Raw genomic sequence first — 23,574 nt, 5'->3', positions numbered from 1 at the left:
TGGACCAGGTGCCGCCGCTTGGTCCAGGCGATGACGTCGGAGACCACCTCGATGGGGATGTCCTGCGGGATGACCGTGATACCGCCGCGCCGGGCGACGGTCTCGGCCATCCGGCGGCCCGCCACCGCCGTCATGTTCGCCACCACCAGCGGGATGGTGGTGCCGGTGCCGTCCGGCGAGGACAGGTCCACACTGAGCCGGGAGCCCACCGCGCTCCGGTTCGGGACCATGAACACGTCGCTGTAGGTCAGGTCCTGCTGGGGCGCCTGGTCGTTGAGAAAACGCAATGCCTCTACCTCGGTCGAGACCGAAGGGGGTGGACCATCCGGTGCCAGCGCACACGGCCGCCTGTTGATCCCCCTCTTACCAGTCAAGTATGCCGTCACCGATTGGCTCGGACGACCCCCCATCTGGCATGATGACTCGATTCCCGCTGACACGGCCCCTCCCCCCGCCCCTGGCAGACCGATGTCCCAGAGTGTGGGCGCGGGGCGTCGCTTCCCTGGAGACACACGCATGCCGCGTTTCACGTTCGCGCAGGTGAAGGAAGAGACCTACAAGGCGAAGGACGCCTGGTGGACCGTCTTCCTGGTCGACCCGCTCGCCGGTCGACTGGTGGTGTGGACCGCCAACCGCACCGACATCACCCCCAACCAGCTGACCCTGGGCGCGGGGGTCCTCGGCCTGTTGTCCGCGGTCGGCTTCGTCATGCCGGCGTTCGGTGTCGGCGCGGCCTGGGCGTGGCTGGTGGCCGGCGCCCTGCTGTTCCACCTCAGCTTCGTGCTGGACTGCATGGACGGCAAGATCGCCCGGCTCAAGGGCACCGGCTCGGTGTTCGGCACCTGGGTCGACTTCGTGTTCGACCGCATCCGGTTCTTCGTCTGCATCATGGCGCTGCTCATCGGCCAGTGGCTGGTGACCGGGCAGGTCGCCTACCTGATCGCGGCGCCGGTCATCGTGTTCTTCGACCTGCTGCGCTACCTCAACGGCTCGCAGGTCGCCAAGACCCGCCGCGGGATGCGCCAGACCCTGGCCGAGCTGGTCGGCGACACCGACCGGCTGCGCGCCGACGCCGCCTCGGTCCTGGGCGACGCCAGCCCCGAGGACGACTCGGTGGCCGAGGCCCGGACCGAGGCCCGGACCGAGGCGCGGGCCGAGGCGCGGGCCGAGGCCCCCGCCCCGCGCGGGCTCTACGGCCGGGCGCGCCACTTCCTGCTGACCCACCGGGTGCGCCCGCACCTGTTCAGCGGCATCGAGTACGAGATGTTCCTGTGCGTGGTCGCGCCGGTCACGGTGCTGGTCTCCCTGTTCACCCCGCTGAACGACCTCATCATCCCGATCGCCGTGTTCTCGGTGCTGGCCCTGGGCTTCTTCGAGGTCGTGCTCGTGGCCCGGCTGTGGAAGGACACCCGCCGCTTCGAGGAGCGCCGCCGGGAGCTGATCGCCGCCGGCGCCGTCCCGCAGGGGGCCCGGATCAGCGGCAGCTGACCCGCGGCCGTCGGGGGCCGGGACGCGGGAACGGGGAGAACGGGGAAGGGGCGGTGCGCCGGTGCGCACCGCCCCTTCCCGCTTGCCTCCCGCCTCGTGCGGCGGGGCCTCAGGCTGTGGGATCCGGGGGTCAGACCCCCGCGGTCGACCTCTCCTTGGTCCCGCCGCCGTCCGGGGCGGCCTTGGGCTCCTCCCGCTTGAGGAGCCAGGACATCTGCGGTTCGACCGCCCAGCGCATGGCCGCCCGCACCCACGGGGTGCACAGCAGCAGCGTGACCGCCAGGGCGATGGCGACGGTGAGCGCCGCGCCGACCGCGTTGTCCATCACGTCGTACCAGGGCGACGCCTTGAAGAGGATGAACACCACCGAGTGGCCCAGGTAGACGTACAGGGTGTACGCGCCCAGGTCCGTGAACCAGGTCCGCCGCTTGGGGGTCAGCGCCAGGAACGCGACGGTCATCGCCAGGGCCAGCCCCATGAAGGCCAGCCGGATGCCGATGCTGGGCATCAGCGGATCGATGTCGCGGTCGGTCAGGCTGTCCCGCCAGAACAGCCAGTCGCGGCTGAGCCGGTCGGAGATGGGCACCGCCAGCACGGCGGTGGTACCCAGCACCGCGAGCGAGACCAGCCGCAGCCAGAGCTTGTCCAGCCACAGGAAGTGCTCGCGGCGCAGGCTCAGGCCCAGCACGAAGAACGGCAGGAAGCTCACCACGCGGCCCAGGGCCAGGGTGTCGCTGAGGCTGGTGGTGGCGGCGAACAGCGAGATCGCCAACGCGATGAGCACCGGTGCGCGCAGCCGCTTCCACACCGGGACGCTCAGCCGCCACAGGAACAGCGCGACGAGGAACCACAGGGTCCAGGTCGGCTTGAGCACCGACAGCGAGTCGCCCAGGCCGCCGCGTTCGACGGTGTAGATGGACTGGTGGACCGTCCAGAAGATCAGGTAGGGGACCGCGACGGTCAGGACCAGCTTCTCCACGCGGTTGGAGGACCCGTCGAAGGACCTCGACAGATACCCGCTGATCAGGATGAACGCGGGCATGTGGAAGAAGTAGATCCAGTAGTACGTGGCGCTGACGGCCGTGACGTCGCGCAGCGGCTCGATGGCGTGGCCGACGACGACCAGCACGATCAGGAGGAATTTGGCGTTGTCCAGGCGGGCATCACGGTACGGGGCCTTCGCCCCGGCTGCCGCGCCGTTCTCTGCCGGGGCGGTCGCGCCGGGCCCGGGCTTCGTACGGTCGGTTTCCGGTCTGGTCATGGATGAGGCCACGAGTGGACTCCGGGGTCGGTGGACTTCACAGGGCGTGCGGGTTCGGCCCCGGGGCCGGGTGGGGGAAGGTCTCCCACGCCGTTCGGGGGCGCTGCGGTGCCGCGTGGCGCGCGAGGGGAGGCACCGGAACGTCGGATGTATTCGGATCGTGCTGCGTTACCTTACTGTGATGTAAGGAAGCATGCCAGCGGTTCTCCGAATTCGGCGGAAACTTCTTCCGGTCCCTCCCGGCTCCGCGGTGTGAACGGGGAGCGAAGGGAAGCAGAGGGACCCGTGGGACATGTGAGTATGTTTCGGGTGGGAAGACGCCGTTCCGTGTGCAGACCCTAACCCATACGCACCACCCGACCGCACGCCGGGACCCCCGGCGGTGGTGCGGACCGGCACGAACGTGTCAGTGTGGGGACGTGACGGTCACGCCGATAAGCTGTGCCGTCAGGTGGCGCCCGCCGGGCGCGACAAGCCCGGCCGAGTATCGAAGTAAGGCGGTGGAATACCGTGCCGCACGCGGTGGATCCCAACCGTGCAGCCCAGCACGGCGGAGTGGTCATGCGTCTCCTCGACGAACTCTTCCCCCTCGTGGAGGGGTTCTACGTCGATCTCCACAAGAACCCGGAGCTCTCCCACGCGGAGCACCGCACCGCCAGCGGCGTCGCCGAATGGCTGACCCGCACCGGCTACGAGGTCCACAAGGGCGTCGGGGGCACCGGCGTCGTCGGCGTCCTGCGCAACGGCCCCGGCCCCACGGTGATGCTCCGCGCCGACATGGACGCGCTCCCCGTCGAGGAGAAGACCGGGCTGCCCTACGCCAGCACCCTGCGCACCACGGACGCCGACGGGACCGAGGTCCCCGTCATGCACGCCTGCGGCCACGACGCCCACACCGCCTGCCTGGTCGGCGCCGCCGACCTCCTCTCGGAGACCCGCGAGGAATGGTCCGGCACCGTGATGATCGTCGCCCAGCCCGGCGAGGAGACCCTCGACGGCGCCCAGAAGATGCTCGCCGACGGGCTCTTCGAGCGCTTCGGCCGCCCCGACGTCGTCCTGGGCCAGCACCTGGGCCCCCAGCCCGCCGGGCTCATCTCCCACCGCGCCGGGGTCATCCTCGGCTCCTCGGCCTCCTACCGGATCCGCGTGTACGGCGAGGGCGGCCACGCCTCCCAGCCGCACACCGCCGTCGACCCGGTGCTTATCGCCGCCAACATCGTCACCCGCCTCCAGGGCGTGGTCTCCCGCGAGGTCAGCCCCAGCGAGATGGCCGTCCTCACCGTCGGCCGCATCCACGCCGGCACCAAGGCCAACATCATCCCCGACGAGGCCTACCTGGAGATCAACACCCGGGCGCTCAACGACGCGGTCGCCGGACGGCTGGAGCAGTCCATCGAGCGCATCGTCCGCGCCGAGGCCGCCGCCTCCGGGGCCGTCCGCGAACCCGAGATCGAACGCTTCCAGGGCGCCGGCGTCACCCGCAACGACCCCGAGACCGTGTCCGCGGTCGCCTCCGCCCACCGCGCCTACTTCGGCGACCAGTACGTCATCCACCTGCCCGACCCGTCCCCGTCCACCGAGGACTTCGGGTACTTCGGGCTGCCCGACGACCCGCGGCCCATCCCGTACGTGTTCTGGTTCGTCGGCGCCACCCCGCACGACGTGTGGGACGCCGCCCCCGGCGACACGCCCTACGAGAAGCTCGGCAACGTCCCCAGCAACCACTCGCCGTTCTTCGCGCCCGCCCGCGAGCCCGCCCTGCGGGCCGGGCTGGCCGCCCTCACCGTCGCCGCCCTGTCCTACCTGGGCAGCGACCGCGAGGGGGCGCCCGCCCCCGCGCCCTCCGGCGCGATGTTCCCCGGGCCCGCGCCCGACGACGTCCCGGTGCCGGTGCCCGCCACCGACGTGCGTCCGGCCCACGAGGAGCCCACGATCGACCCCCTCGGGCAGCCCTCCGGGCCCCAGCAGGCCGACGACTTCGGCAACGACGCCTACGACAGCGCGTTCCTGGCCTCCTCCTGGGACACGCCGCCCAAGAGCGCCGACTCCACCCACGACGCCGACATGGGCGCCGTGTTCAACTCCCAGGACGAGGAACTGCGCGAGGAGTGGCGCAGCGAGAAGGTCGAGGAGTCGACCCTCTCCGCGGACATGGCCGCGTTCCTCGACGAGGACGAGGAGCCGCGCCGGCCCCCCGCCGGACCGTCGTTCGGCGGGCCGCCGCCCCAGGGCAGCGCCCACCACGCGCCGCCCCCCGGGACGGACGAGGACCGCCCCGGTTCCGACCACCGCTACTGACCGGAGGTGGGGGTCCTCCCCCGCCGCTGGGGAGACCCCGCGACCGCCCGCGCACTGCGGCACCCGCGGGAGCTCCCGCTGCTGGCGATGTGCGTCGGAGTGACCCTGTTCGCCGTGGTGGGCGCGGTCAGCCGCGCCTACTCCGGCGACCCCAACGAGCCGCTGCTGCTGCTCAGCATCCCCGCGCTGGTGTACTTCGTGCGCGGCCAGCTGTACGCGCGCCAGCGGGTCAACGGGGTGCGGATCACCGAGGGGCAGTTCCCCGAGGTGCACCGGATGGTCGTCGAGGCCGCGCGGGCGTTCGGGATGCGGCGGGTGCCCGAGGCGTACGTGGTGCCCGGCAACGGGGTGCTCAACGCGTTCGCGTCCGGGCACGGGGCGCGGCGGTACGTGGCCATCAACAGCGACCTGTTCGAGGTGGGGGTGCGGCTGGGGGACCCCGACGCGCTGCGGTTCTTCATCGGGCACGAGGTCGGGCACATCGCCGCCGGGCACACGTCGTTCTGGCGGCACTTCGGGATCTCCGTCGCCAACGTGATCCCCGGGGTGGGGAGCACGCTGGGGCGGGCGCAGGAGTACACGGCGGACAACCACGCCTACGCGTTCTGCCCCGAGGGCGTGCAGGGGTTCCGGGTGATGGCCGCGGGCAAGTACCTGTATCGGGACGTGGACTTCCAGGACATCGCGGACCGGGCCCACACCGACGCGGGGTTCTTCGTGCTGCTGGTCAACCTCCTGTCCGGGCACCCCGTCAACACGTTCAGGTTCGCCGCCCTGGCCGACCGGAGCCGGCCGGGGCGGGTGTTCTGAGGCTCGCCGGGGTGCCCGGGCGCCCGGGTGCTTGGGTGTTCGGGCGCTCAGGCGTCGTCGCGCTGCCGGGGCAGCTTGGCCGCCACCTGCGGGGGCAGCGGCTCGTGGCGCAGGTAGCGGCGGGTGAACACACCCGTCCCGTGCGACAGCGAACGCAGCTCCACCGCGTAACGGGTGATCTCCAGCTCCGGGACCTCCGCCCGGATCACCGCCCGGCCGCCCGGGGCGGGCTCGGAGCCCACCACCCGGCCGCGGCGCGCCGACAGGTCGCTCATCACCGTGCCCAGCAGCTCGTCGTCGACCTCGACCTCCACCGAGTCCACCGGTTCCAGCATCGCCAGCTCCGCGGCGGCCGCCGCGTCCTTGAGCGCCAGCCGGGCCGCCTTCTGGAAGGCCATGTCGGAGGAGTCCACCGAGTGGGCCTTGCCGTCGTAGAGGGTCACCCGGATGTCCACCAGCGGATAGCCGGTGTCCACACCGTCGGCCATCTGGGCGCGCACGCCCTTCTCCACCGACGGGATGTACTGGCGCGGCACCACGCCGCCCACGATCCGGTCGACGAACTCCAGGCCCGAGCCCGACTCCAGCGGCTCCACCTTGATCCGGCAGATCCCGAACTCGCCGTGGCCGCCGCTCTGCTTGACGTTGCGGCCCATGCCCTCGGCAGGGCAGGAGAACGTGGTGCGCAGCGGGACGCGCACCTCGGAGGTGTCCACGCGCACCCCGTAGCGGTGCTCCAGCCGGGCCAGCGCCGCGTCCAGGTGCGCCTCGCCCAGGGTCCACAGCACCATCTGGTGGGTCTCCGGGTTCACCTCCACCCGCAGCGACGGGTCCTCGGCCACCAGCCGGGCCACCGAGTGCGACAGCTTGTCCTCGTCGGCGGAGGACGCCGCCGAGATCGCCACCGGCAGCAGCGGCTCCGGGAAGCGCCACGGCGCCACCCGCAGCGGGCGCTCCGGCGAGGAGAGCGTGTCACCGGTGCGGGCGTCCGGCAGCTTGGCCACCAGGCAGACGTCGCCCGCGCCCACCGCGCCCACCGGGTGGTTGTCCCGGCCCACCGGCACCGACAGGCCGCCCACCCGCTCGTCGCGGCCCGAGGTGTCCAGCTCGTCCGAACCGGTCAGCCCCGACGGGACGCCGTGGCCGTGCAGGTGCACCACCGAGTCCGGGGACAGGGTGCCCGAGAACACCCGGACCAGGCTGGTGCGGCCCACGTACGGGTCGCTGGCCGTCGCCAGCACCTCCGCCACCAGCGGGCCGTCCGGGTCGCAGGACAGGCCGGGCACCGGCCGGGTCTGTAGGTCCACCACCTTCGGGAAGGGGCGGCGGGTCGGGTCGGGGCAGGAGACCGGGAGCTCGCGCAGGAGTTCGCGCACGCCCACACCGGTGGTGGTGCCGATCGCCAGCACCGGGTGGAAGCCGCCCGCCGCCACCGCCTTCTGGAGGTCGGCGATGAGCAGGTCCGGATCCAGCGCGCCGCCCTCCATGTAGCGCTCCATGAGGACCTCGTCCTCGCTCTCGGTGATGACCTCCTCCACGAGGGTCTCCCGCAGCGCCGCGGCCCGGTCGCTCAGGTTCTCCGGCGGGACGTGCCCCTCGGCCGAGTCGTAGTCGTGGTAGCGCTCCGAGACCAGGCCCCACAGGCCGACCAGCCGCCGGTCCTCCCCGGAGCGCTCGAAGGCCGGCAGGTAGGCGGCGTGCACGCCGTCGCCGAACGCCTCGCGGCACTGGGCGACCACGTCCTCGAAGTCGGCGCGCGGGTGGTCCACCTTGGTGACCGCCACCGCGCGCGGCATGCCCACCGCGGCGCACTCCTCCCACAGCACCCGGGTGCGGCCGTCGACGCCCTCCAGGGCGGAGACGACGAACAGGGCGGCGTCGGCGCCGCGCAGCCCGGCGCGCATGGCGCCGATGAAGTCGGCGTAGCCGGGGGTGTCCAGGAGGTTCACCTTGACGTCGCCGACCATGACCGGGTTGACGGTCAGGTGCACCGAGCGCTTCTGGCGGATCTCGACCTCGTCACGATCGCTGACTGTCGTGCCCTCCTCCACGCTGCCGGGCCGGTGGATCGTCCCGGCAGCCGAGAGGAGGGCCTCGACCAGGCTCGTCTTTCCGGCGCCGGTCGGTCCGACCAGCGCGATGTTGCGGATGTGCGCGGGCCCTGCGGCCCTCGGTACGTCTACGGCTCGATCGACCATCCCCACTGCCCTGCCCTTCGGGATCCGTACGGGGCCGGCTGGTCACCGACCTCGGTGTGACCTGTGACACTCTCTACGGTCGCCGCTGTCCGGGATAACCACAAGAGGACGATGTCCGGCATGTGCTCTATGACTCGTTTCGGACCCCTACTATTGCCCCGTGCCATGGTCCGAGACACTTCCTCAGTTCAGCCTCGCGGGGACCCTGCTGACGGTCCTGCTGCTCTTCTTCGCGGCGTTCGGCGAGCCCTTCCTCGGCAGGCGGACCTTCGCCTGGCTGTCGCGCCGCCGTGACACGGACGTGAACGCCCTGGTCAGGGTGCACGCCGTGACCATGGGCGTGCACGCGCTGTGGGGCGTGCTGGCGGTGGTCGTCCTGTTCACCTCACCGAACCTGCGCGCCGCCGACCTCGGGTTCCGGCTGCCGCACGCCCTGGGACCGGTCATCGGCGGCGCCCTGGGCGGCGCGATCGCCCTCGCGGCGCTCTGGGTGCTGGTCAACGGGCTGCCGCCCTGGCTCAAGGACCGCCTGCCCCAGCGCGCGCCCAAGGCGCGCAAGCGCGGCGGCGGTGGCCGCCGCGCGGCCACGGACCGGCCGGTGTCCCTGCCCGAACCCGAGCGCGACCGCTGGCTGCTCATCCCCTACACCCGCAACGAGCGCCTGGCCGCCGTCGGCGCCGCGATCACGGGCGGCCTGTGCGCGGAACTGCTCTACCGGGGGCTGGTCATCGTCCTGCTGGCGAGCATGGGCGTGCCGCTGTGGATGGGCGCGGTGCTCTCCGTGCTGCTCTTCGCCGTGGCCTACCTGTACCAGGGCTGGTGGGGGCTGGTCAGCGCCGGTGCCTCCGGCACCCTCTTCGTGGTCCTGTACCTGGGCACGGGCAGCCTCTGGGTGCCCATCCTGGTCCACGTGGCGCTGAACCTGCGCTCCCTGGCCTTCCCCCCGGCCGAACTCCGCGAGGAGTCGTACGCCTACGACGACGATTTCGGCCCGGACGACCCCCAACCCCCCACCGCCGAAACCCCCGCCGAAGGCACCCCCGCCCTCGGCGCCGCCACTTCGGGCCCCGGCACCGGACCCCACCCTGCCGCCCCGGCCTGGGGCACGCCTGCCACAGGGACGCCTTCGTTCGGCGGCAGCGATGCGGCGAGCGGTCCCCAACCCACCGCTCCGGCCTGGGGTACCCCGGCCGAAGGGACCCCCGCTCTCGGCGGGACGCAGTTCCAGCCCGGTGCCCATGGTGCCGGTGGCGCGCCAGGCGCGGGCACCGGCTCGCCGTCGGCCGCGCCCGCCTGGGGAACCCCGGCCGGGGGCACACCCACGTTCGGTACCGACGCTCCGAGACCCGGCGACGCAGCGGGCGGCGGCAGCGGTCCCCAGCCTGCCGCCCCGTCCTGGGGCACGCCTACCGCAGGGACGCCTTCCTTCGGCGGCGATGCGGCGGGCGGGGACAGCGGTCCCAAGCCCACCGCTCCGGCCTGGGGCACCCCGGCCGAAGGCACCCCCGCTCTCGGAGGGACGCAGTTCCAGCCCGGTGCCCATGGCGCTGATGTGCCGGGTGTTGGCCCGGCTCGGGGGACGCCTGCCGCGGGTTCGCCTGCGTTCGGCGGCGCCCATGCGGCTGGCCCCGGCGGCGGTCATCGCCCGGATGCGCCTGCATGGGGCGCGGGCTCCCACAGCGGCCCGCAGCCCACCGCTCCGGCTTGGGGCACCCCGGCCGAGGGTTCACCCGCTCTCGGGGGTGCTGATGCCTTGGGTCCCGGCGGCGGCCGTCGGCCGGATGCGCCTGCGTGGGGTACCGGCTCCTACAGCGGCCCGCAGACCTCTGGACCTGGTGCCGGTGTGGCGGGCGGCGACAGTGGTCCCCAGCCTGGAGCGCCCGCCTGGGGCACCCCGGACGGTGGCTCGCCCGCCTCCGGCGGGACACAGTTCCAAGCGGGTGCTCATGGTGCCGGTGCGCCGGGTGTTGGTCCGGCTCGGGGGACGCCTGCCGCGGGTTCGCCCGCGTTCGGCGGCGCCCATGCGGCTGGTCCCGGCGGCGGTTACCGGGCGGATGCGCCTGCGTGGGGTACCGACTCCTACAGCGGCCCGCAGTCGTCCGCCTCCGGTGCAGGCGTAGCGGACAGCGGCAGTGGCCCCCAGCCCACCGCTCCGGCTTGGGGCACCCCGGCCGCGGGCTCGCCCTCGTTCGGTGGCGCCCATGCGGCGGGTCCCGGCGGCGGCCATCGCCCGGATACGCCTGCGTGGGGCGCGGGCTCCCACAGCGGCCCACAATCCGGCGCGCCTGCCTGGGGTACTCCTGCTGGAGGTTCGCCTGCGTTCGGCGGCGATGCGGCGGGCGGCGGCAGCGGTCCCCAGCCTGGCGCGCCCGCCTGGGGCACCCCGGCCGAGGGGGCGCCTTCGTTCGGCGGGACGGAGTACCGGCCTGGTGCCCATGGTGCCGGTGGGGCGCCGGGGGCGGGCACCGGCTCGCCGTCGGCTGCACGCGGCCGGGGTACGCCCGCCGATGGCACACCTTCGTTCGGTGGCGCCGATGCCGCGGGCCCAGGCGGCGGTCACCGGTCGGACGCGCCTGTGTGGGACGCCGACCCGCAAGGCGGCACGTCGTCTTGGGGTGCCCCGGCCGAGGGGGCGTCCGGGTTCGGCGGCGCCCCGTACACGGGCGGGACGGAGTACCGGCCTGGTGGCTATGGTGCGGATGTGACCGGCGGAGGCCCGCAGCCCGGTGCCTCCGGGTGGGGCACGCCCGCCGACGGTTCGCCCGCGTTCGGCGGCGACTTCCTCGGCGGGGACGCCGCCGAGGAGCGCGAAGGCGAGGGCCGTCGGCTCTACCCCGATGAGTGGATCGACCGGCGCTTCGGCGAACACTGACCCTTCCGATCGGGCCCGCCCGTGCGCCGCTGATGCGGTGACGGGCGGGCCCATCCCTTTCCGGCGACCGGGGTGGATCGCCCCGGCACTCGGCTGGTGAGCCGTGGATACGGTGGGGGTGGGTGGCGGCCGCCTGTGATTCGGCGTGTGGGCGTTCGCCAAACGGTGGCGGTGGGCCGCCGCGGCCGGGCGCCGGTCTCGGGGTTTGTGTCTGATGGGCCCGGTATGTCCGGGGGCGTGTCGGGGTCGGGTGCGCGGGCGGGTGGCGGCCGGTGGTTCGGCGTATGAGCGTTCGCCAAGGGCGGGCGGCGCATTGCCCGGGGGTGTGCCCGTGCCCGATGAGAACCGTTCCGGGACGCTGGGTGGGGCGGCTGCCGGGGTTCGGCGTGTGGGCGTTCGCCGGGGGCAGGTGGCGGGCCGTCTGTGTTCGGTGGTGATCGGTGCCTGGCTGCGCCCGGATGGGCTGCCGACCGCCGATCGGCGCGTTACCTGGGGGAGCGGCCGCGCGCGATGGGAACCGCGCCGGTGCGCACGGGTGGGGCGGCCGCCGGGGTTCGGCGTGTGGGCGTTCGCCGAGGGCGGGCGGCGGGGAGTTCCGGGTTCGGGGGTCGTGTCCGACACACCCGGTGCGGGTTTTCCGATCCGGACGGATCGGGCACGATGGAAGTGTGTCCGATGCCATTGACCACCCGCAGCTGACCTCTCACCGCTACTGGCTCACCACCGCCGACGGTGTCGGCATCGACTCCGTGCTGCTGCGCGGCGCCCCCGGCCGCACCGCGGTCGTGGTGCTGGCCAACGGCTTCACCGGCAGCTACCGCAGCCCCCACACCCGGGCGATCGCCGAGGCGTTCAGCTCGATCGCGGACGTCATGACCTTCGACTTCCGCGGCCACCACGGTTCCGGCGGCCACAGCACCGTCGGCAACGCCGAGATCCACGACCTGGAGGCCGTCGTCTCCCACCTGCGGGAACTCGGCTACACCTCCATCGCCACGGTCGGCTTCTCCATGGGCGCCGCCGTCGTCGTGCGCCACGCCGCGGTCTACAAGGGCGTCGCCGCCGCGGTCTCCGTCAGCGCCCCGAGCCGCTGGTACTACCGCGGCACCCGCCGGATGCGGCTGATCCACCTGGGCGTGGGCCGCACCATGGGCCGCTTCTTCCTGCGCAGCTTCCGCAAGGTCCGGGTCGCGGACCGCGGCTGGGACACCCGCCCCGCCGAACCCCGCGAGATCGCCGGGGAGGTCGCTCCCACCCCGCTGCTGGTCGTCCACGGCGAGGCCGACACCTACTTCCCGACCTCCCACGCCACCGCCATCCACGAGGCCGCCGCCGAGCCCAAGGAGCTGTGGCTCGTCCCCGGCATGGGGCACGCCGAGCCGGCCGTCTCCCCGGCGCTGGCGCTCCGGCTGCGCGCCTGGCTGCGGGACCGGCTCATGGACTAAAAAGGGAGGATGATCCCCTCTTCTCCTCCCGCCGACCCGGCCCTGGGCCTCCGGGGCCGCGGCTTCGCCCTGCTCATCGCCGCCACCGCCATCGGACTGTGCGGCTTCGCCGCCGTCCTGCCCCTGGTGCCGCTGTGGGCGGTCCGGGGCGGGGCGGGGGAGTTCGGTGCCGGGACCACCACCGCGGCGTTCATGCTCACCACCGTCCTCACCCAGCTGGCCATGCCGCGGATGCTCGAACGCGGCGGCTACCGCTGGGCCTTCCCCATCGGCTCCCTCATCATGGGCCTGCCCACCCCGCTGTTCGCCCTGAGCACCGACCTGGCCCCCCTCATCGCGATCTCCGCGGTCCGCGGGGTGGGGTTCGGCATGGTCAGCGTCGCCGGGACGGCGCTGGCCGCCCGGCTGGTCCCGCCCGAGCAGGTGGGCCGCGCCACCGGCTACTACGGCCTGGCGGTGGGCCTGCCGCAGGTCGTCATCCTGCCGGGCGGCGTCGCCCTGGCGCTCGACCTGGGCTTCGACACGGCGTTCTGGCTCACCGGCCTGTGCTCCCTGGTCGGCGCCGCCCTGTCGGCGGGCATCTGGTTCGCCGACGGCGGCCGCAACCGCCCGCTGCTGCGCTCGGCCCCCCGCACCGCCCCGGGCACCGAACGCGGCGCCTCCCTGGCCGCCCCGCTCGTGATCATGCTCCTGACCGCCTCGTCGGCCGGCGCCGTCGTCACCTTCGTCGCGGTGCCCCTGGCCGACACCCCCTGGCTGGTGGGCGCGTCCCTGGCCGCCTACGCGGCGCTGGTGGTGCTCGGCCGGTGGAGCGCCGGGTTCTCCTACGACCGCCACGGCCGCCCCCTGCTGTTGCTGCCCGGCATGGCGGCCGCGGTCTGCGGCGCCGCCCTGATCGCGGTGGGCCTGTGGGGTTCGCCCCTGTGGGTCCTGGCCGGCGCCGCCCTGTTCGGCCTGGGGTTCGGCGCGGTCCAGAACGAAACGGTCACCCTCATGCTGAACCGCGCCGGCCCGACCGGTCAGGGTCGGGCCAGCGCGGTGTGGAACATCGGCTACGACGCCGGTGCCGGGGCCGGTGCGATGGCGCTGGGACTGCTCATCCAGACGCTGGGCTATGGCCCCGCCTTCGCGGCGCTGGCCGTGGCCCTGCTGGCCGTCCTGCCCCTGGCACGGGTCAGTAGGAGGTGATGTGCACGTGGTCGTAGTGGTTCTGGGTGACGCTGCCCCGGTCGTTCATGAACCGCCAGGAGCGGTTGGCCGAGTGCCAGATCTGCTGCTCCCAGATCACGTACTCCACGCCGAGCCGGTCGGCGTTGTTGATCGCGTAGTCGGCGATCCGCTGCCCCCAGGCCTTGTTGTCCGCCGAGGGGTGGGTGCCGTAGCTGACCATGAAGTCGCAGGCCCGCCCCTCGCCGTGGTCGTCGGCGCTGCTGCGCCAGCAGCTCACCGGCTGCGGAACGCCGACGTTGCGGATGATCTCGTCGCGGATCGCGGCCATGCGCGGGGTGGTCTGCGCCCAGCCGCTGCCGACGGCGCTGTCCGGGATGCCGCCGGTGCCACCGCCACCGCCGCCCGCGGGCGGGTCGGGGACCTGTGACTCCTCGTACTCCTCGATCTTGGCCGCGACCTCGTCCTTCTTCTCTTCGAGCTCGTCGATGAGGTCCTCGGCGTCCTTGAGCTCGCCTTCGAGCTCGTCGCGGACCTCCTGGGCCTCGTCGCGGGTATCGATCAGGCCGGAGATCTGCTCGGCCTGGCTCTCGCCGAGGTAGGTGAGGGTGGCGGCGTCCCCGTACAGGTCCTCGGGTTCGCTGGAGAAGATCACGGAGAACGCGGGGTCGAAGCCGTTGCTGCTGGTCTTGTACTGGGTGGCGACGATGGCCGACACCCCCTCGCGCGAGCCTTCGAGCCGTTCCTCGATCTCCTTGAGGTCCTTCTCGGCCTTCTCGACGCGCTCTTTGATCTCGGTGAACTGCAGCAGCTCACCCTGGTAGGTCTCTTCGAGCTCGTCGGCGCGCCGCTCCAGCTCCTCGATGTCCACCTCGTCGTCGTCCGGCTCCGCGAGGGCCGTTCCGGGCAGGGCGACGGCGAGGGCGGCGACGGCGGCCGCCAGCGAAAGCGCGGCGCGCCTACCGCGCCGTGAACGGGGCGTGGGTGTCATGTCTGCTCCGAGAGAGGGTCAGGGGGCATCCGGCCGGGGGCACCGTGGCGGAGGATGCTCAGCCGACCCTATGAGATCGTGGCGTTACATGCCTAGTGCGTGGACTCACGGGACTGTGGGGGTGTGTGCGCGGGGATGTGTCCGAACATACCCGTACCGGAGGACCGGAGTGACCCTTTTGCGCCCGGTTCAGCCGATCCCGCCGAAGGCACTGGGCAGGGGACCTGCGGGCTTGGGCTCCTCCTGCGGCATGAACCAGTCCGACCGCCGGATGTCGCGCAGCGCCTTCTTGCGCAGCTCGGGGTTGAGCCGGTCGATGTACAGGACCCCGTCCAGGTGCTGGGTCTCGTGCTGGAGGGCGCGCGCCATGAGGCCTTCGCCGGAGACGGTGACCGGCTCGTTGCGCAGGTCCACCCCGGTGACCGTGGCGCGCATGGCCCGCTGCGTGGGGTACCAGAGCCGGGGGATGGACAGGCAGCCCTCCTCGCCGTCCTGGGTCTCCTCGGAGAGGTCGGCCAGCTCGGGGTTGATGACGTAGCCGATGCGCCCCTCGACGTTGTAGCTGAACACCCGCAGGCCCACCCCGATCTGGGTGGCGGCCACCCCGGCGCGGCCGGGGGCGTCGACGGTGTCCAGAAGATCCTTGACCAGGGCCTCGGTGTGCCGGTCGAACTTGGTGACGGGCGTGGTCGGGGTGACGAGGACGGGGTCGCCGAAGCGGACGATGGGGCGCAGGGTCATGCCCACAGGGTAGTCGCTGTGCCACGCGGCCGTTCCGGGCACCCGGGGGGTACCGGGAGGGTGCCCCGCGGGTGTCTCAGGCGGCGGCCAGGCCGGGGCGCAGGGCGTCGTCGAGGACCATCTCGATGTAGTCCAGGGCGGCCCGCCGGCGGGCCAGGGCGCTCTCGTACAGGGAGGGGGCACCGCCGCCGCGGCGGACGCGCAGGCACTCGTTGACGATGCGCTGCCACCGCTCGGGGAAGGCGTGCAGGGCGTAGGCGCCGGCGCTGGACTTGGAGGTGATCTCGCCGGTCTTGAGGGTGAAGTGCAGGCGGCTGACGCTGAGCACGCTCCAGGAGGGGGCCAGCGATCCCAGGACGGCGAGGCCGCGGGGGGTGACCAGCCGTCCGGCCTTCTCGCGCCAGCGGCGCCACTGCTCGTCGAGGGAGCCCAGCGACCAGGTGCGCAGGCTCTCGCGCTCGTCCCACACGTCGAGTTCGAGCGGGTGGGGGCCGCGCACGGTGACGCCGTGCCGGGCCAGGACGTGCCAGGTGACCGGGTTAACGTCGGCGGCGGCCCGGTCGCGGAACCGGCCGCCGATGACGGAGGCGACGGGGCCGCAGGCGGCGGGGTCGCGGGTCAGGTCGTCCCAGGTCACGTGGATGCCGTTGAACTGGGGGCGGGGGATGTCGGCGCGGGTGCGGGCGTGCGCCTGGCGGAGCAGGTCGCCCTCCTGCCGGTCGGGGCGCCGGGAGGTGACGATGACGAAGTCGACGTCGCTGGTGTGCGGGCGGAAGTCTCCCAGGGCCACCGAGCCGGTCAGGTAGAGGCCTTCGACCAGGCCGGGAGAGGTCCGGTCGGCGTGGTCGAGGAAGGTCTGCGCGAGTGTCCGTACCCGAGGGTGGACGGCCATGCTCACTCCAGTCTGGACGGTGCGGTGCTTCGGTGGGACACGCTGTCCGCCGGTGTGCCCGCCGGGGTGAGGGAGGCCCCTGGGCCTGCGGTGACATCCGTGTTCCACTTCCCAGTGTGGGTCTCCCTTCGGACCGATGGCAAGTGATGGCGCCGCACTCGCACCCTGCCCCCACGGGGTGAGTGGTGCGCGGTCCAGGGTGGAAGAGGGGGTTCTGCACCCTTGACAGGAGCACCCCCGGCATGCAAGGGGATGTTCGGACAAAGGGCCTCCCGCGGTCGCTCTCCGGGCGTTCGCTGACGAAACGGGACCCGGTGCCATTTTGGGTGTCATATCAGGCCGTGTCGGCGCGCACATTCTGCGGCACGTGCATCCGCACGATGCAAATGCATGGGAATTCCTTTGCCGCGAATTTCTCCAGAGAACTTCACGGTAAATTCCCACGTTCTCTCGGATGGTCCGGGGCAGGGTGGCGTCCGTCATGTTCTACCGATCGGTAACCCCGGCGGGCCCTCGGATTCCGCGAAGTTCGCCCAGGTGATGGCCTGAGTATACGCGAGATGCCCGAAAAGCGCCGGAGCGGCAGCGGTTCCGGTGAGGTGTAGACCACTGCGCGAACAAGTGGACAGGCCCCGGTTTTTCAGCGATTGTTATGGTTCACCAAGAGATGCTCTGGTGATAACCATCACAGCCATTGTCCGCTGTTTTCCTGTGCGTAACACGGGGCCACTCCCCTGAAACTGTGCCCCTTTACCCTCGCAGAGAACGGCAGCGATCCGAGATCCGAAAATGACGATGAAGGAGCCGCGCATGGTCCCGACGATGGTCCTCGTAGCAGATGACTCGCGTGACGCCCAGCGCCGGGAGGCCCTGTACGGCCTGGCCGAAGCGGTGGCCGGCCGGGGGGAGGCGCCCGTCGCGGGCGCCTTCGGCAGCCCCGACGAGGTGGCCGCCACGCTGCGTTCCGTCCGCGGCCCCAAGGTGGTCGTCCCGGCGTTCGTCGCCGGAGGGGACGTCGCCAGCGCACACCTGCTCTCCCGCCTCGCCCTCGGCGGGATGCCCGACGCCTGCCACACCCCGCCCCTGGGCGCGGTGCCCTCCATCGTCGCCGACCTGGCCGCCCGCCTGGCCGACTCCGGATGGGGGAACAGGGACGGCGTCGTCCTGGCCGCCGACGGCACCACCGGCACCGAGGAGCGCCAGGTCGTGATGGACGTGGCCCGCATGCTCAGCCGCCGCCTGGGGTCCCCGGTGCAGGTCGGCTACCTGCGCACCTGGGCGCCCTCGGTGTTCGACGCGGTCGACCGGCTGCGCCGGGACGGCCACGAGAACGTGGCGGTCGCCGCCTGGAGACTCGTGGACGGACCCGACTTCGACCTCCTGCGGGGACTCGACGTCACCGCCATCACCGCGCCGCTGTGGCCGTCGGAACTGGTCGTCGACACCCTGCTGGCCCAGCACCGGGCGGCCAAGGGACGGCTCGTGTGAGGTGCCCGGAACGACCGCGCGCACCTCACCCGGGGTGACATGATGAACCCCGAGGGTGGCGACGCCGGGTGCGGCGCGCGCACGTCCCCGATCCGGGACGGCCGCGGGCCGTTACCCCCAGGACCGGTCTGGGTATGGGCCTCTAGGGCGGGAACTCCCCGCACCTGCACCCGCGGCCCCGTCCCGCGACCGCGCCCACGGTGCGCGCGACCGCCCGGACACGCCCCCGTCCCGGCCCCGCGGTCGGGACACGGGGGCACGCGGAACCCGGCGAACATCCCGGGCCCCGGACACGCACGCTCGCGCGTCGGCGGCTCGGCCCCGGCACACATCGACGTGAGCGGACCGAAGGTGGATGTATGAACGACGTCACGACGCAGTTCGTCGACGACCGGCAGCGCCGTCGTCTGGAACGGCGCTTCGGCGTCCACGTCGGTGACTGGCTGGCCGAACTGCCCGCCGTCGTCGACAAACTCGCCGCCGAGTGGGGGCTCACCGTCGAGGGCCCGGCGCCCCACGGCCGCACCTCGGTGGTCCTGCACGTCCTGGACGCCGACGGGCGCAAGGGCGTGGTGAAGCTCTCCCCGGACAGCGGACTGGCGGTCGCCGAGGCCGGGCTGCTGCGGCTGTGGGAGTCCACCGGGAGGGTGCCGCGGGTCTGGGGGCTGCACCCGCGCCACGGCGCGGTGTTCATGGAACGCGTGGAGGGCGACACCATCGCGGCCAAGGGCGAGGTCCCGGCGATGGAGACCGTCGGGGCGCTCATCGCCGACCTGCACGCGGTCGAGGTGTCCCGCTCGCAGCGCCAGGAGCTGCCGCCGCTCACCTCCCGGGTGCAGTTCGTCTTCGACGTGTCGGAGCGCGAACGCACCGAGGGCCCGGCCGCCGAGGTCGTCCCGGCCCCGGTCATGCACCGCGCGCGTGCCCTGGCCCGCGACCTCGCCAACGGCCGCGAGGGCGGCGTCCCCCTGCACGGCGACCTCCACCCCGGCAACGTCATCGACGGGGGAGAGCGCGGTCTGGTCGCCCTGGACCCGCGCGGCTGCCTGGGCGACGGAGCCGTGGACGCGGTGGACTGGGCGATGTGGAAGGCCGGCGACCGCGACGAGGTGGAGCGCCGGGTGTCCGTGCTGTCCCGGGTGATGGACGTGGACGCCGAGCGCATGATGCTCTGGGTGCGCGCCTTCGCACCCTGCCTGGCCGTCTCCAAGGTCAACCGGGGCCACGTCGGCGCCGGCGAGTTCGACCTGCTCATGGACCTGGCCGCGGGGGACCCCACCCCCACTCCCGCCCGCTGACCGCCGGACCCGCGGCCCGCCGGGCCTCCGGACCGCCGTGCACCCCGGCCGACCACGCCTACCCGGCCCCGCCCGGCCGGGGTCAGCTCGTGTTCTCGAACCGGTACCCCCGGCCCGCCTCCGTGATGAGGTACCGGGGCCGTCCCGGGTCGGGCTCCAGCTTGCGCCGCAGCTGCGCCATGTACACCCGCAGGTAGTTCGTCTCGCTCTGGTAGGCGGGCCCCCACACGTCGTGCAGCAGGCGGCGCTGGCTCACCAGCTGCCCGGCGTTGCGGGCCAGGATCTCCAGGATGTGCCACTCGGTGGGGGTGAGCCGCACCTCCTCGCCGTCGCGCACCACCCGCTTGGCGCCCAGGTCCACGCTGAAGGAGTCGGTGCGCACCACCGGCGCCTCCTCCGCGCGCACCGACCGCCGCTCGGCCGCCCGCATCCGGGCCAGCAGCTCGTCCATCCCGAACGGCTTGGTCACGTAGTCGTCGGCGCCCGAGTCCAGGCAGCGCACCTTCTCCCCGGCCGAGTGCCGCGCCGACAGCACGATGATCGGCACCTGCGACCAGCCGCGCAGCCGCCGGATGACCTCCAGGCCCTCCATGTCGGGCAGCCCCAGGTCGAGCAGGACCACGTCCGGGTTGTGGTCGGCGGCCAGCCGCAGCGCGCAGGCGCCGTCGGCGGCGGTGTCCACGTCGTGCCCGCGCGCCCGCAGGTTGATCGTCATGGCCCGGATGATCTGGATGTCGTCGTCAACGACCAGGACCCGCATCGGCCCCCCTCGCGCTCTCGTCGTCCGTGCCGTCGGTGCCGGTCGCGGCGTCGTCGCCCGGCCGTACCGCCTTCAGGGTGAACACCATCGTCAGCCCGCCGCCGGGGGTGTCCTCGGGGGCGAGGGTCCCGTGCATCGCCTCAACGAAACCACGGGCGACCGCCAGCCCCAGCCCCACCCCCGTGCCCTGGGGGGCGTCGCCCAGCCGCTGGAACGCCTCGAACATCCGCTGCTTGCCCTCGTCGGAGACGCCGGGCCCGCGGTCCACCACCCGCAGCTGCACGCCGTCCCCGTGGGCGCTGGCCGCCACCAGCACCGGGGTGCGCGGGTCGGGGTTGTGGCGCACCGCGTTCGCGACCACGTTGGCGACCGCCCGCTCCAGCAGCCCGGCGTCGGCCACCACCCGGGGCAGGCCGTCGGGGACGTCGACGGTGACCGCCTCGTGCGGCAGCCCCAGCAGCGTGATCGGGACGACCTCCTCCAGGCCCACCGGCCCCAGCTTGGGGCGCACGCTGTCGGTGTGCACCCGGCTCATGTCGAGCAGGTTGTCGATGAGCCGGTTGAGCCGGTCGGTGGACTCCTCCACGGTCTCCAGCAGCGCCTCCCGGTCCTCCTCGGCCAGCGTGATGTCGGTCGCCCGCAGGCTCGACAGGCTCGCCTTGATCGAGGTCAGCGGGGTGCGCAGGTCGTGCGAGACCGCGGCCAGCAGGGCGGTGCGGATCCTGTTGCCCGCCGCCTGGCGCCGGGCCTCGGCCGCGTCCCACTCCAGCCGCTGGTGCTCCAGGGCGATCCCGATGTGCGCCGCGAACGCCCGCAGCACCCCCCGGTCGGCGGCGGGCAGCACCCGACCGCGCAGCGCCAGCGCCAGGGTGTCGGAGATCGACACCAGCACGTCCGCCTCCTCGGGGGAGTCGGCGGCCGGGGAGCCGACGCTGTGCACCGGCCGCCACCGTTCGCCGTCCAGCGGCCCGCCCTCGTCCTCGCCCCCGTCCTCGGGCGAGGTGTCCACCCGCTCCAGCAGGGTCGCCGACCGCTGCCCGAACGTCTCCCGGATGCGCCGCAGCAGCGCGTGCAGGGGTTCGTTGCCGGACAGCACGCTGCCGGCCAGCAGGGTCACCGCGTCGGCCTCGGCCCGGGCCCGCACCGCCTGCGCGGACCGGCGGGCGGCCATCTCCACGACGATCGCCACCAGCGTTCCGACCAGGGTGAACGCCACCAGCGCCAGCATGTTGTCCACCGACACCGAGGGCCGCCCGTGCAGCGGCGACAGCAGGGCGGTGAGCAGGATCGCGCTCCACAGCGCCGACACCAGCGCCGGGCGCAGGCCGCCGACCGCCGCCGTGGACACGGTGATGAGGAGCAGCAGCATCGCGTCGGAGGCCGGGCCGCTGTCGGTGAACGGCGGCAGCGCCAGCACCAGGGACATCAGCGTGGGCGCCAGCAGGGCCAGCGACCAGCCCGCCAGCCTGCGGTGCTCGCCCAGCCCCCGCCCCGGCGGCGGCAGCGGCCAGCGCCCGCTGCCCACCTCCTCGTGCGTGACGATGTGCACGTCGATGTCGCCGGACTCGCGGGCGACGATCGCGCCCACCCCCGGCCCGAACACGTACTGCCAGGCGCGCCGCCGCGACGAGCCCAGCACGATCTGGGTGGCGTGCACCCCGCGGGCGAACTCCAGCAGCCCCGTCGGCACGTCGTTGGCGACCACCTGGTGGTAGGTGCCGCCCAGTTCCGCGAGCAGCCGCCGCTGCCGCAGCAGGTCGTCGCCGGGCGCCCGGGAGATCCCCTGCGGGGGGACCACGTGCACGGCCAGCAGGTGGCTGGGCTGGGGGTGGCCGCCGCGGGAGCGGGCCGCCACCCGGGCCGCCCGGCGGATCAGGGTCTCGCCCTCGGGCCCGCCGGTCAGCGCGACCACGACCCGTTCGCGCGCCTCCCAGGTGCGGCGGATCTCGTGCTCGCCCCGGTACCGGGCCAGCCCCGCCTCCACCTGGTCGGCGGTCCACAGCAGCGCCAGCTCGCGCAGCGCGGCCAGGTTGCCCTCGCGGTAGTAGTCGGCCAACGCGGCGTCCACCCGCTCGGCCGGGTGGATGTCGCCGTGCGCCATCCGGCGGCGCAGTTCCTGGGGGGTGACGTCGACCAGCTCGACCTCGGCGGCCCGGCGCACCACGTGGTCGGGGACGGTGCGGTCGGGGCGGACGCCGGTGATCTGGTGGACGACGTCGTTGAGCGACTCCAGGTGGTGGATGCCCACGGTGGACAGCACGTCGATGCCCGCCTCCAGCAGCTCCTCGACGTCCTGCCAGCGGGTCGGGTTGGGGGAGCCGGGCGGGTTGGGCCGCGCCAGATCGTCCACCACCGCCAGCCGGGGTGTGCGGGATATCACAGCGGCGGTGTCGACCGACCCCGAGGGGTGGAGCGGCACCGACTCCAGCCGGGAGAGCAGCTCGGACGTGCGCTCCCGCCGCTGCGTGTCGACCGCCGTGACCACCACGGGAACGCCGTCGGCGGCCCGGCGGCACGCCTCGGCCAGCGCGCCGTGCGTGGTGCCGACCCCGGGTGCCGAGCCCAGGTAGATACGGAGCTTTCCTCGTCCCACGGCATCCATTGTCGGGGCGCCGGAACGCTCCGTGGCCGGTATCGGCCGGAAAAGCGGGCCCCGCGGGGCCGGGGCGCGTGCGCGATCCGTGAAAACCTGTCACAGCGTTTCGCGCATCGCGCGGAACGCCGTGTCGTTCAAGGACGCGTCCCCGAGCGTCCGTCCCCCGGAAAACTCAGCGTTTTGGAGCTCCTCCCGATGTCGGTTCAGCCGCCCCACGGTTTCCCGGGCCCGAACCAGGGCCACCACCCCCAGCAGGGAGGACCGCAGGGTCCTCACGGCCACGGGCCCGTACCCCCGGGCTACCGGCAGGGGTACCCGCAGCAGCCCCCGCAGGGCGGGTACCCGCCGCCCGGCGCCCCCGGCGCCCCCGGATACCCGGGAGGGCCCGGCCACCCCGGTGGTCCGGGTCAGCCCGGCGGCCCCGGGTACCCCGGCGGCCCGCAGGGGCCCTTCCCGCCCGGCGCGCCCCAGGGCGGGTTCCCAGGGGCCCCGGCGCCCAGGCCCAGGCGGACCGGGCTGATCGTCGGCGGCGCGATCGGCGGCGTGCTGCTGCTCCTGGTCGGCGTGGGCACGGCCGTCGCCCTGAACGCGCCGCGGGAGTACGTCTCCTTCCCCGACTGCGACGAGGTCTTCGACGCGGCGGTCTTCGAGCGGGCCGCCCAGGTCACGGGTCTGGAGATCTCCGGCGGGTTCGAGGAGGACGACGGCGACGACCACGGCAGCCTCGGCTGCGATATCGCCCCGGACGACGACGACCTCATGCTGGGGTTCTCGATCGCGGTCGAGGCGTTCGACCCCCAGGGCGACGAGTGGGAGGAGAACGTCGACGACATCGAGGAGATGCTGACGGACGCCCGGGAACAGCTGGCCCAGGGCGAGCGCGGGGCGCTGACCATCGACGACGAGACGATCGAGGACGCCCTGTGGCGGACCAGCTCCGCCGGTGACACCGGCATCGTGATCGCGTTCGACGATGAGTCCTTGTACTTCTCGGCGGGTGTGGCCTCGAACGCGTTCCTCGTGGACAACCTGGGCGTGGCCGTCGTCTACTTGTTCGAGCCCGGGGCCGTGGAACTCGAAGACGCGGTGAACACGGTCCACTCGCTCGGCGACGAGGTCGAGAGGGCCCTGCGCCGCACGGGCGAGACCGCCTGAACCCGGCGCCCCCGGCGGGATGCGTTCCCGCCGGGGGCGGGTATCCCCTGGGGAGCGGCCCCGGCCGCTCCCGGCAACGACGACGCCCCCGGTGAGGAGGTGCGGCACGGGTCC

17 protein-coding genes are annotated in these 23,574 nt (G+C 73.3%); 9 read left to right on the top strand and 8 right to left on the bottom strand.

Annotated features, from left to right (window positions below; all coding sequences use genetic code 11):
- Positions 1-287 (bottom strand): IMP dehydrogenase (locus ACJOT3_RS14655; RefSeq protein WP_406972964.1); only part of this gene is annotated, 287 nt, incomplete at its 3' end.
- A 229-nt stretch (positions 288-516) separates the two neighbouring features.
- On the opposite strand from ACJOT3_RS14655, the gene ACJOT3_RS14650 reads away from it, so the two are divergent.
- Entirely contained in the window at positions 517-1,488 is a 972-nt protein-coding gene (locus tag ACJOT3_RS14650; protein ID WP_406972962.1) for a CDP-alcohol phosphatidyltransferase family protein, read from the top strand.
- 130 nt (positions 1,489-1,618) lie between these two features.
- Here ACJOT3_RS14650 and ACJOT3_RS14645 read toward each other — a convergent pair whose 3' ends face one another.
- Complete coding sequence (locus ACJOT3_RS14645) at positions 1,619-2,749, bottom strand: acyltransferase family protein (RefSeq protein ID WP_406972960.1); 1,131 nt, start codon at positions 2,747-2,749, stop codon at positions 1,619-1,621.
- 561 nt (positions 2,750-3,310) lie between these two features.
- Here ACJOT3_RS14645 and ACJOT3_RS14640 point away from each other — a divergent pair.
- Positions 3,311-5,047, top strand: a complete 1,737-nt coding sequence (locus ACJOT3_RS14640; protein ID WP_406972958.1) for an amidohydrolase — start codon at positions 3,311-3,313, stop codon at positions 5,045-5,047.
- Between the two features lie 87 nt (positions 5,048-5,134).
- The gene (locus ACJOT3_RS14635; protein WP_406972966.1) at positions 5,135-5,857 is read left to right on the top strand and encodes a M48 family metallopeptidase; all 723 of its coding nucleotides are present in this window, start codon (positions 5,135-5,137) and stop codon (positions 5,855-5,857) included.
- 47 nt (positions 5,858-5,904) lie between these two features.
- Here the strand turns inward: ACJOT3_RS14635 and ACJOT3_RS14630 are convergent, their stop codons facing one another.
- Entirely contained in the window at positions 5,905-8,055 is a 2,151-nt protein-coding gene (locus tag ACJOT3_RS14630) for an elongation factor G-like protein EF-G2 (protein WP_406972956.1), read from the bottom strand.
- Between the two features lie 160 nt (positions 8,056-8,215).
- On the opposite strand from ACJOT3_RS14630, the gene ACJOT3_RS14625 reads away from it, so the two are divergent.
- The 3 genes from ACJOT3_RS14625 to ACJOT3_RS14615 all read left to right on the top strand — a co-directional run bounded on the left by ACJOT3_RS14625 (position 8,216) and on the right by ACJOT3_RS14615 (position 13,560).
- On the top strand, positions 8,216-10,927 hold the full coding sequence (locus ACJOT3_RS14625) for a CPBP family intramembrane glutamic endopeptidase (RefSeq protein ID WP_406972954.1): 2,712 nt from the start codon (positions 8,216-8,218) through the stop codon (positions 10,925-10,927).
- Between the two features lie 668 nt (positions 10,928-11,595).
- Positions 11,596-12,372, top strand: coding sequence for an alpha/beta hydrolase (locus tag ACJOT3_RS14620; RefSeq protein WP_406972952.1), 777 nt, complete (start codon positions 11,596-11,598; stop codon positions 12,370-12,372).
- A 9-nt stretch (positions 12,373-12,381) separates the two neighbouring features.
- Positions 12,382-13,560, top strand: coding sequence for an MFS transporter (locus ACJOT3_RS14615; protein ID WP_406972950.1), 1,179 nt, complete (start codon positions 12,382-12,384; stop codon positions 13,558-13,560).
- Here ACJOT3_RS14615 and ACJOT3_RS14610 read toward each other — a convergent pair.
- From ACJOT3_RS14610 to ACJOT3_RS14600, 3 genes are all read right to left on the bottom strand, one after another.
- Positions 13,547-14,530 carry a coiled-coil domain-containing protein gene (locus tag ACJOT3_RS14610; RefSeq protein ID WP_406972948.1) on the bottom strand — a complete coding sequence of 328 codons (984 nt, stop codon included), beginning with the start codon at positions 14,528-14,530 and terminating at the stop codon, positions 13,547-13,549. The two genes, ACJOT3_RS14615 and ACJOT3_RS14610, sit on opposite strands and share 14 nt — an antisense overlap.
- 189 nt (positions 14,531-14,719) lie before the next feature.
- Positions 14,720-15,271: a peptide deformylase gene (gene def / locus ACJOT3_RS14605; protein WP_406972946.1), complete on the bottom strand. Its 552-nt coding sequence runs from the start codon at positions 15,269-15,271 to the stop codon at positions 14,720-14,722.
- A gap of 76 nt (positions 15,272-15,347) precedes the next feature.
- Positions 15,348-16,163, bottom strand: coding sequence for a nucleotidyltransferase domain-containing protein (locus ACJOT3_RS14600; RefSeq protein ID WP_406972944.1), 816 nt, complete (start codon positions 16,161-16,163; stop codon positions 15,348-15,350).
- Between the two features lie 810 nt (positions 16,164-16,973).
- On the opposite strand from ACJOT3_RS14600, the gene ACJOT3_RS14595 reads away from it, so the two are divergent.
- Together ACJOT3_RS14595 and ACJOT3_RS14590 are read left to right on the top strand one after the other, a co-directional pair.
- The gene (locus ACJOT3_RS14595; RefSeq protein ID WP_406972942.1) at positions 16,974-17,651 is read left to right on the top strand and encodes a sirohydrochlorin chelatase; all 678 of its coding nucleotides are present in this window, start codon (positions 16,974-16,976) and stop codon (positions 17,649-17,651) included.
- A gap of 359 nt (positions 17,652-18,010) precedes the next feature.
- Complete coding sequence (locus ACJOT3_RS14590; RefSeq protein WP_406972940.1) at positions 18,011-18,949, top strand: aminoglycoside phosphotransferase family protein; 939 nt, start codon at positions 18,011-18,013, stop codon at positions 18,947-18,949.
- Between the two features lie 82 nt (positions 18,950-19,031).
- On the opposite strand, the gene ACJOT3_RS14585 is transcribed toward ACJOT3_RS14590, so the two are convergent.
- Together ACJOT3_RS14585 and ACJOT3_RS14580 are read right to left on the bottom strand one after the other, a co-directional pair.
- Positions 19,032-19,709: a response regulator gene (locus tag ACJOT3_RS14585; RefSeq protein WP_406972938.1), complete on the bottom strand. Its 678-nt coding sequence runs from the start codon at positions 19,707-19,709 to the stop codon at positions 19,032-19,034.
- Entirely contained in the window at positions 19,690-22,311 is a 2,622-nt protein-coding gene (locus tag ACJOT3_RS14580) for an ATP-binding protein (RefSeq protein WP_406972936.1), read from the bottom strand. The genes ACJOT3_RS14585 and ACJOT3_RS14580 overlap by 20 nt, the downstream gene beginning before the upstream one ends.
- Before the next feature lie 537 nt (positions 22,312-22,848).
- Here ACJOT3_RS14580 and ACJOT3_RS14575 point away from each other — a divergent pair.
- Complete coding sequence (locus ACJOT3_RS14575; RefSeq protein WP_406972934.1) at positions 22,849-23,460, top strand: hypothetical protein; 612 nt, start codon at positions 22,849-22,851, stop codon at positions 23,458-23,460.
- The last annotated feature ends 114 nt before the right edge of the window (positions 23,461-23,574 follow it).

The organism is Nocardiopsis protaetiae, assembly GCF_045446735.1.
Taxonomy (GTDB): domain Bacteria; phylum Actinomycetota; class Actinomycetes; order Streptosporangiales; family Streptosporangiaceae; genus Nocardiopsis; species Nocardiopsis protaetiae.
Note: the sequence above shows the minus strand (reverse complement) of the source record. Positions and strands in the feature narration are given on the sequence as shown.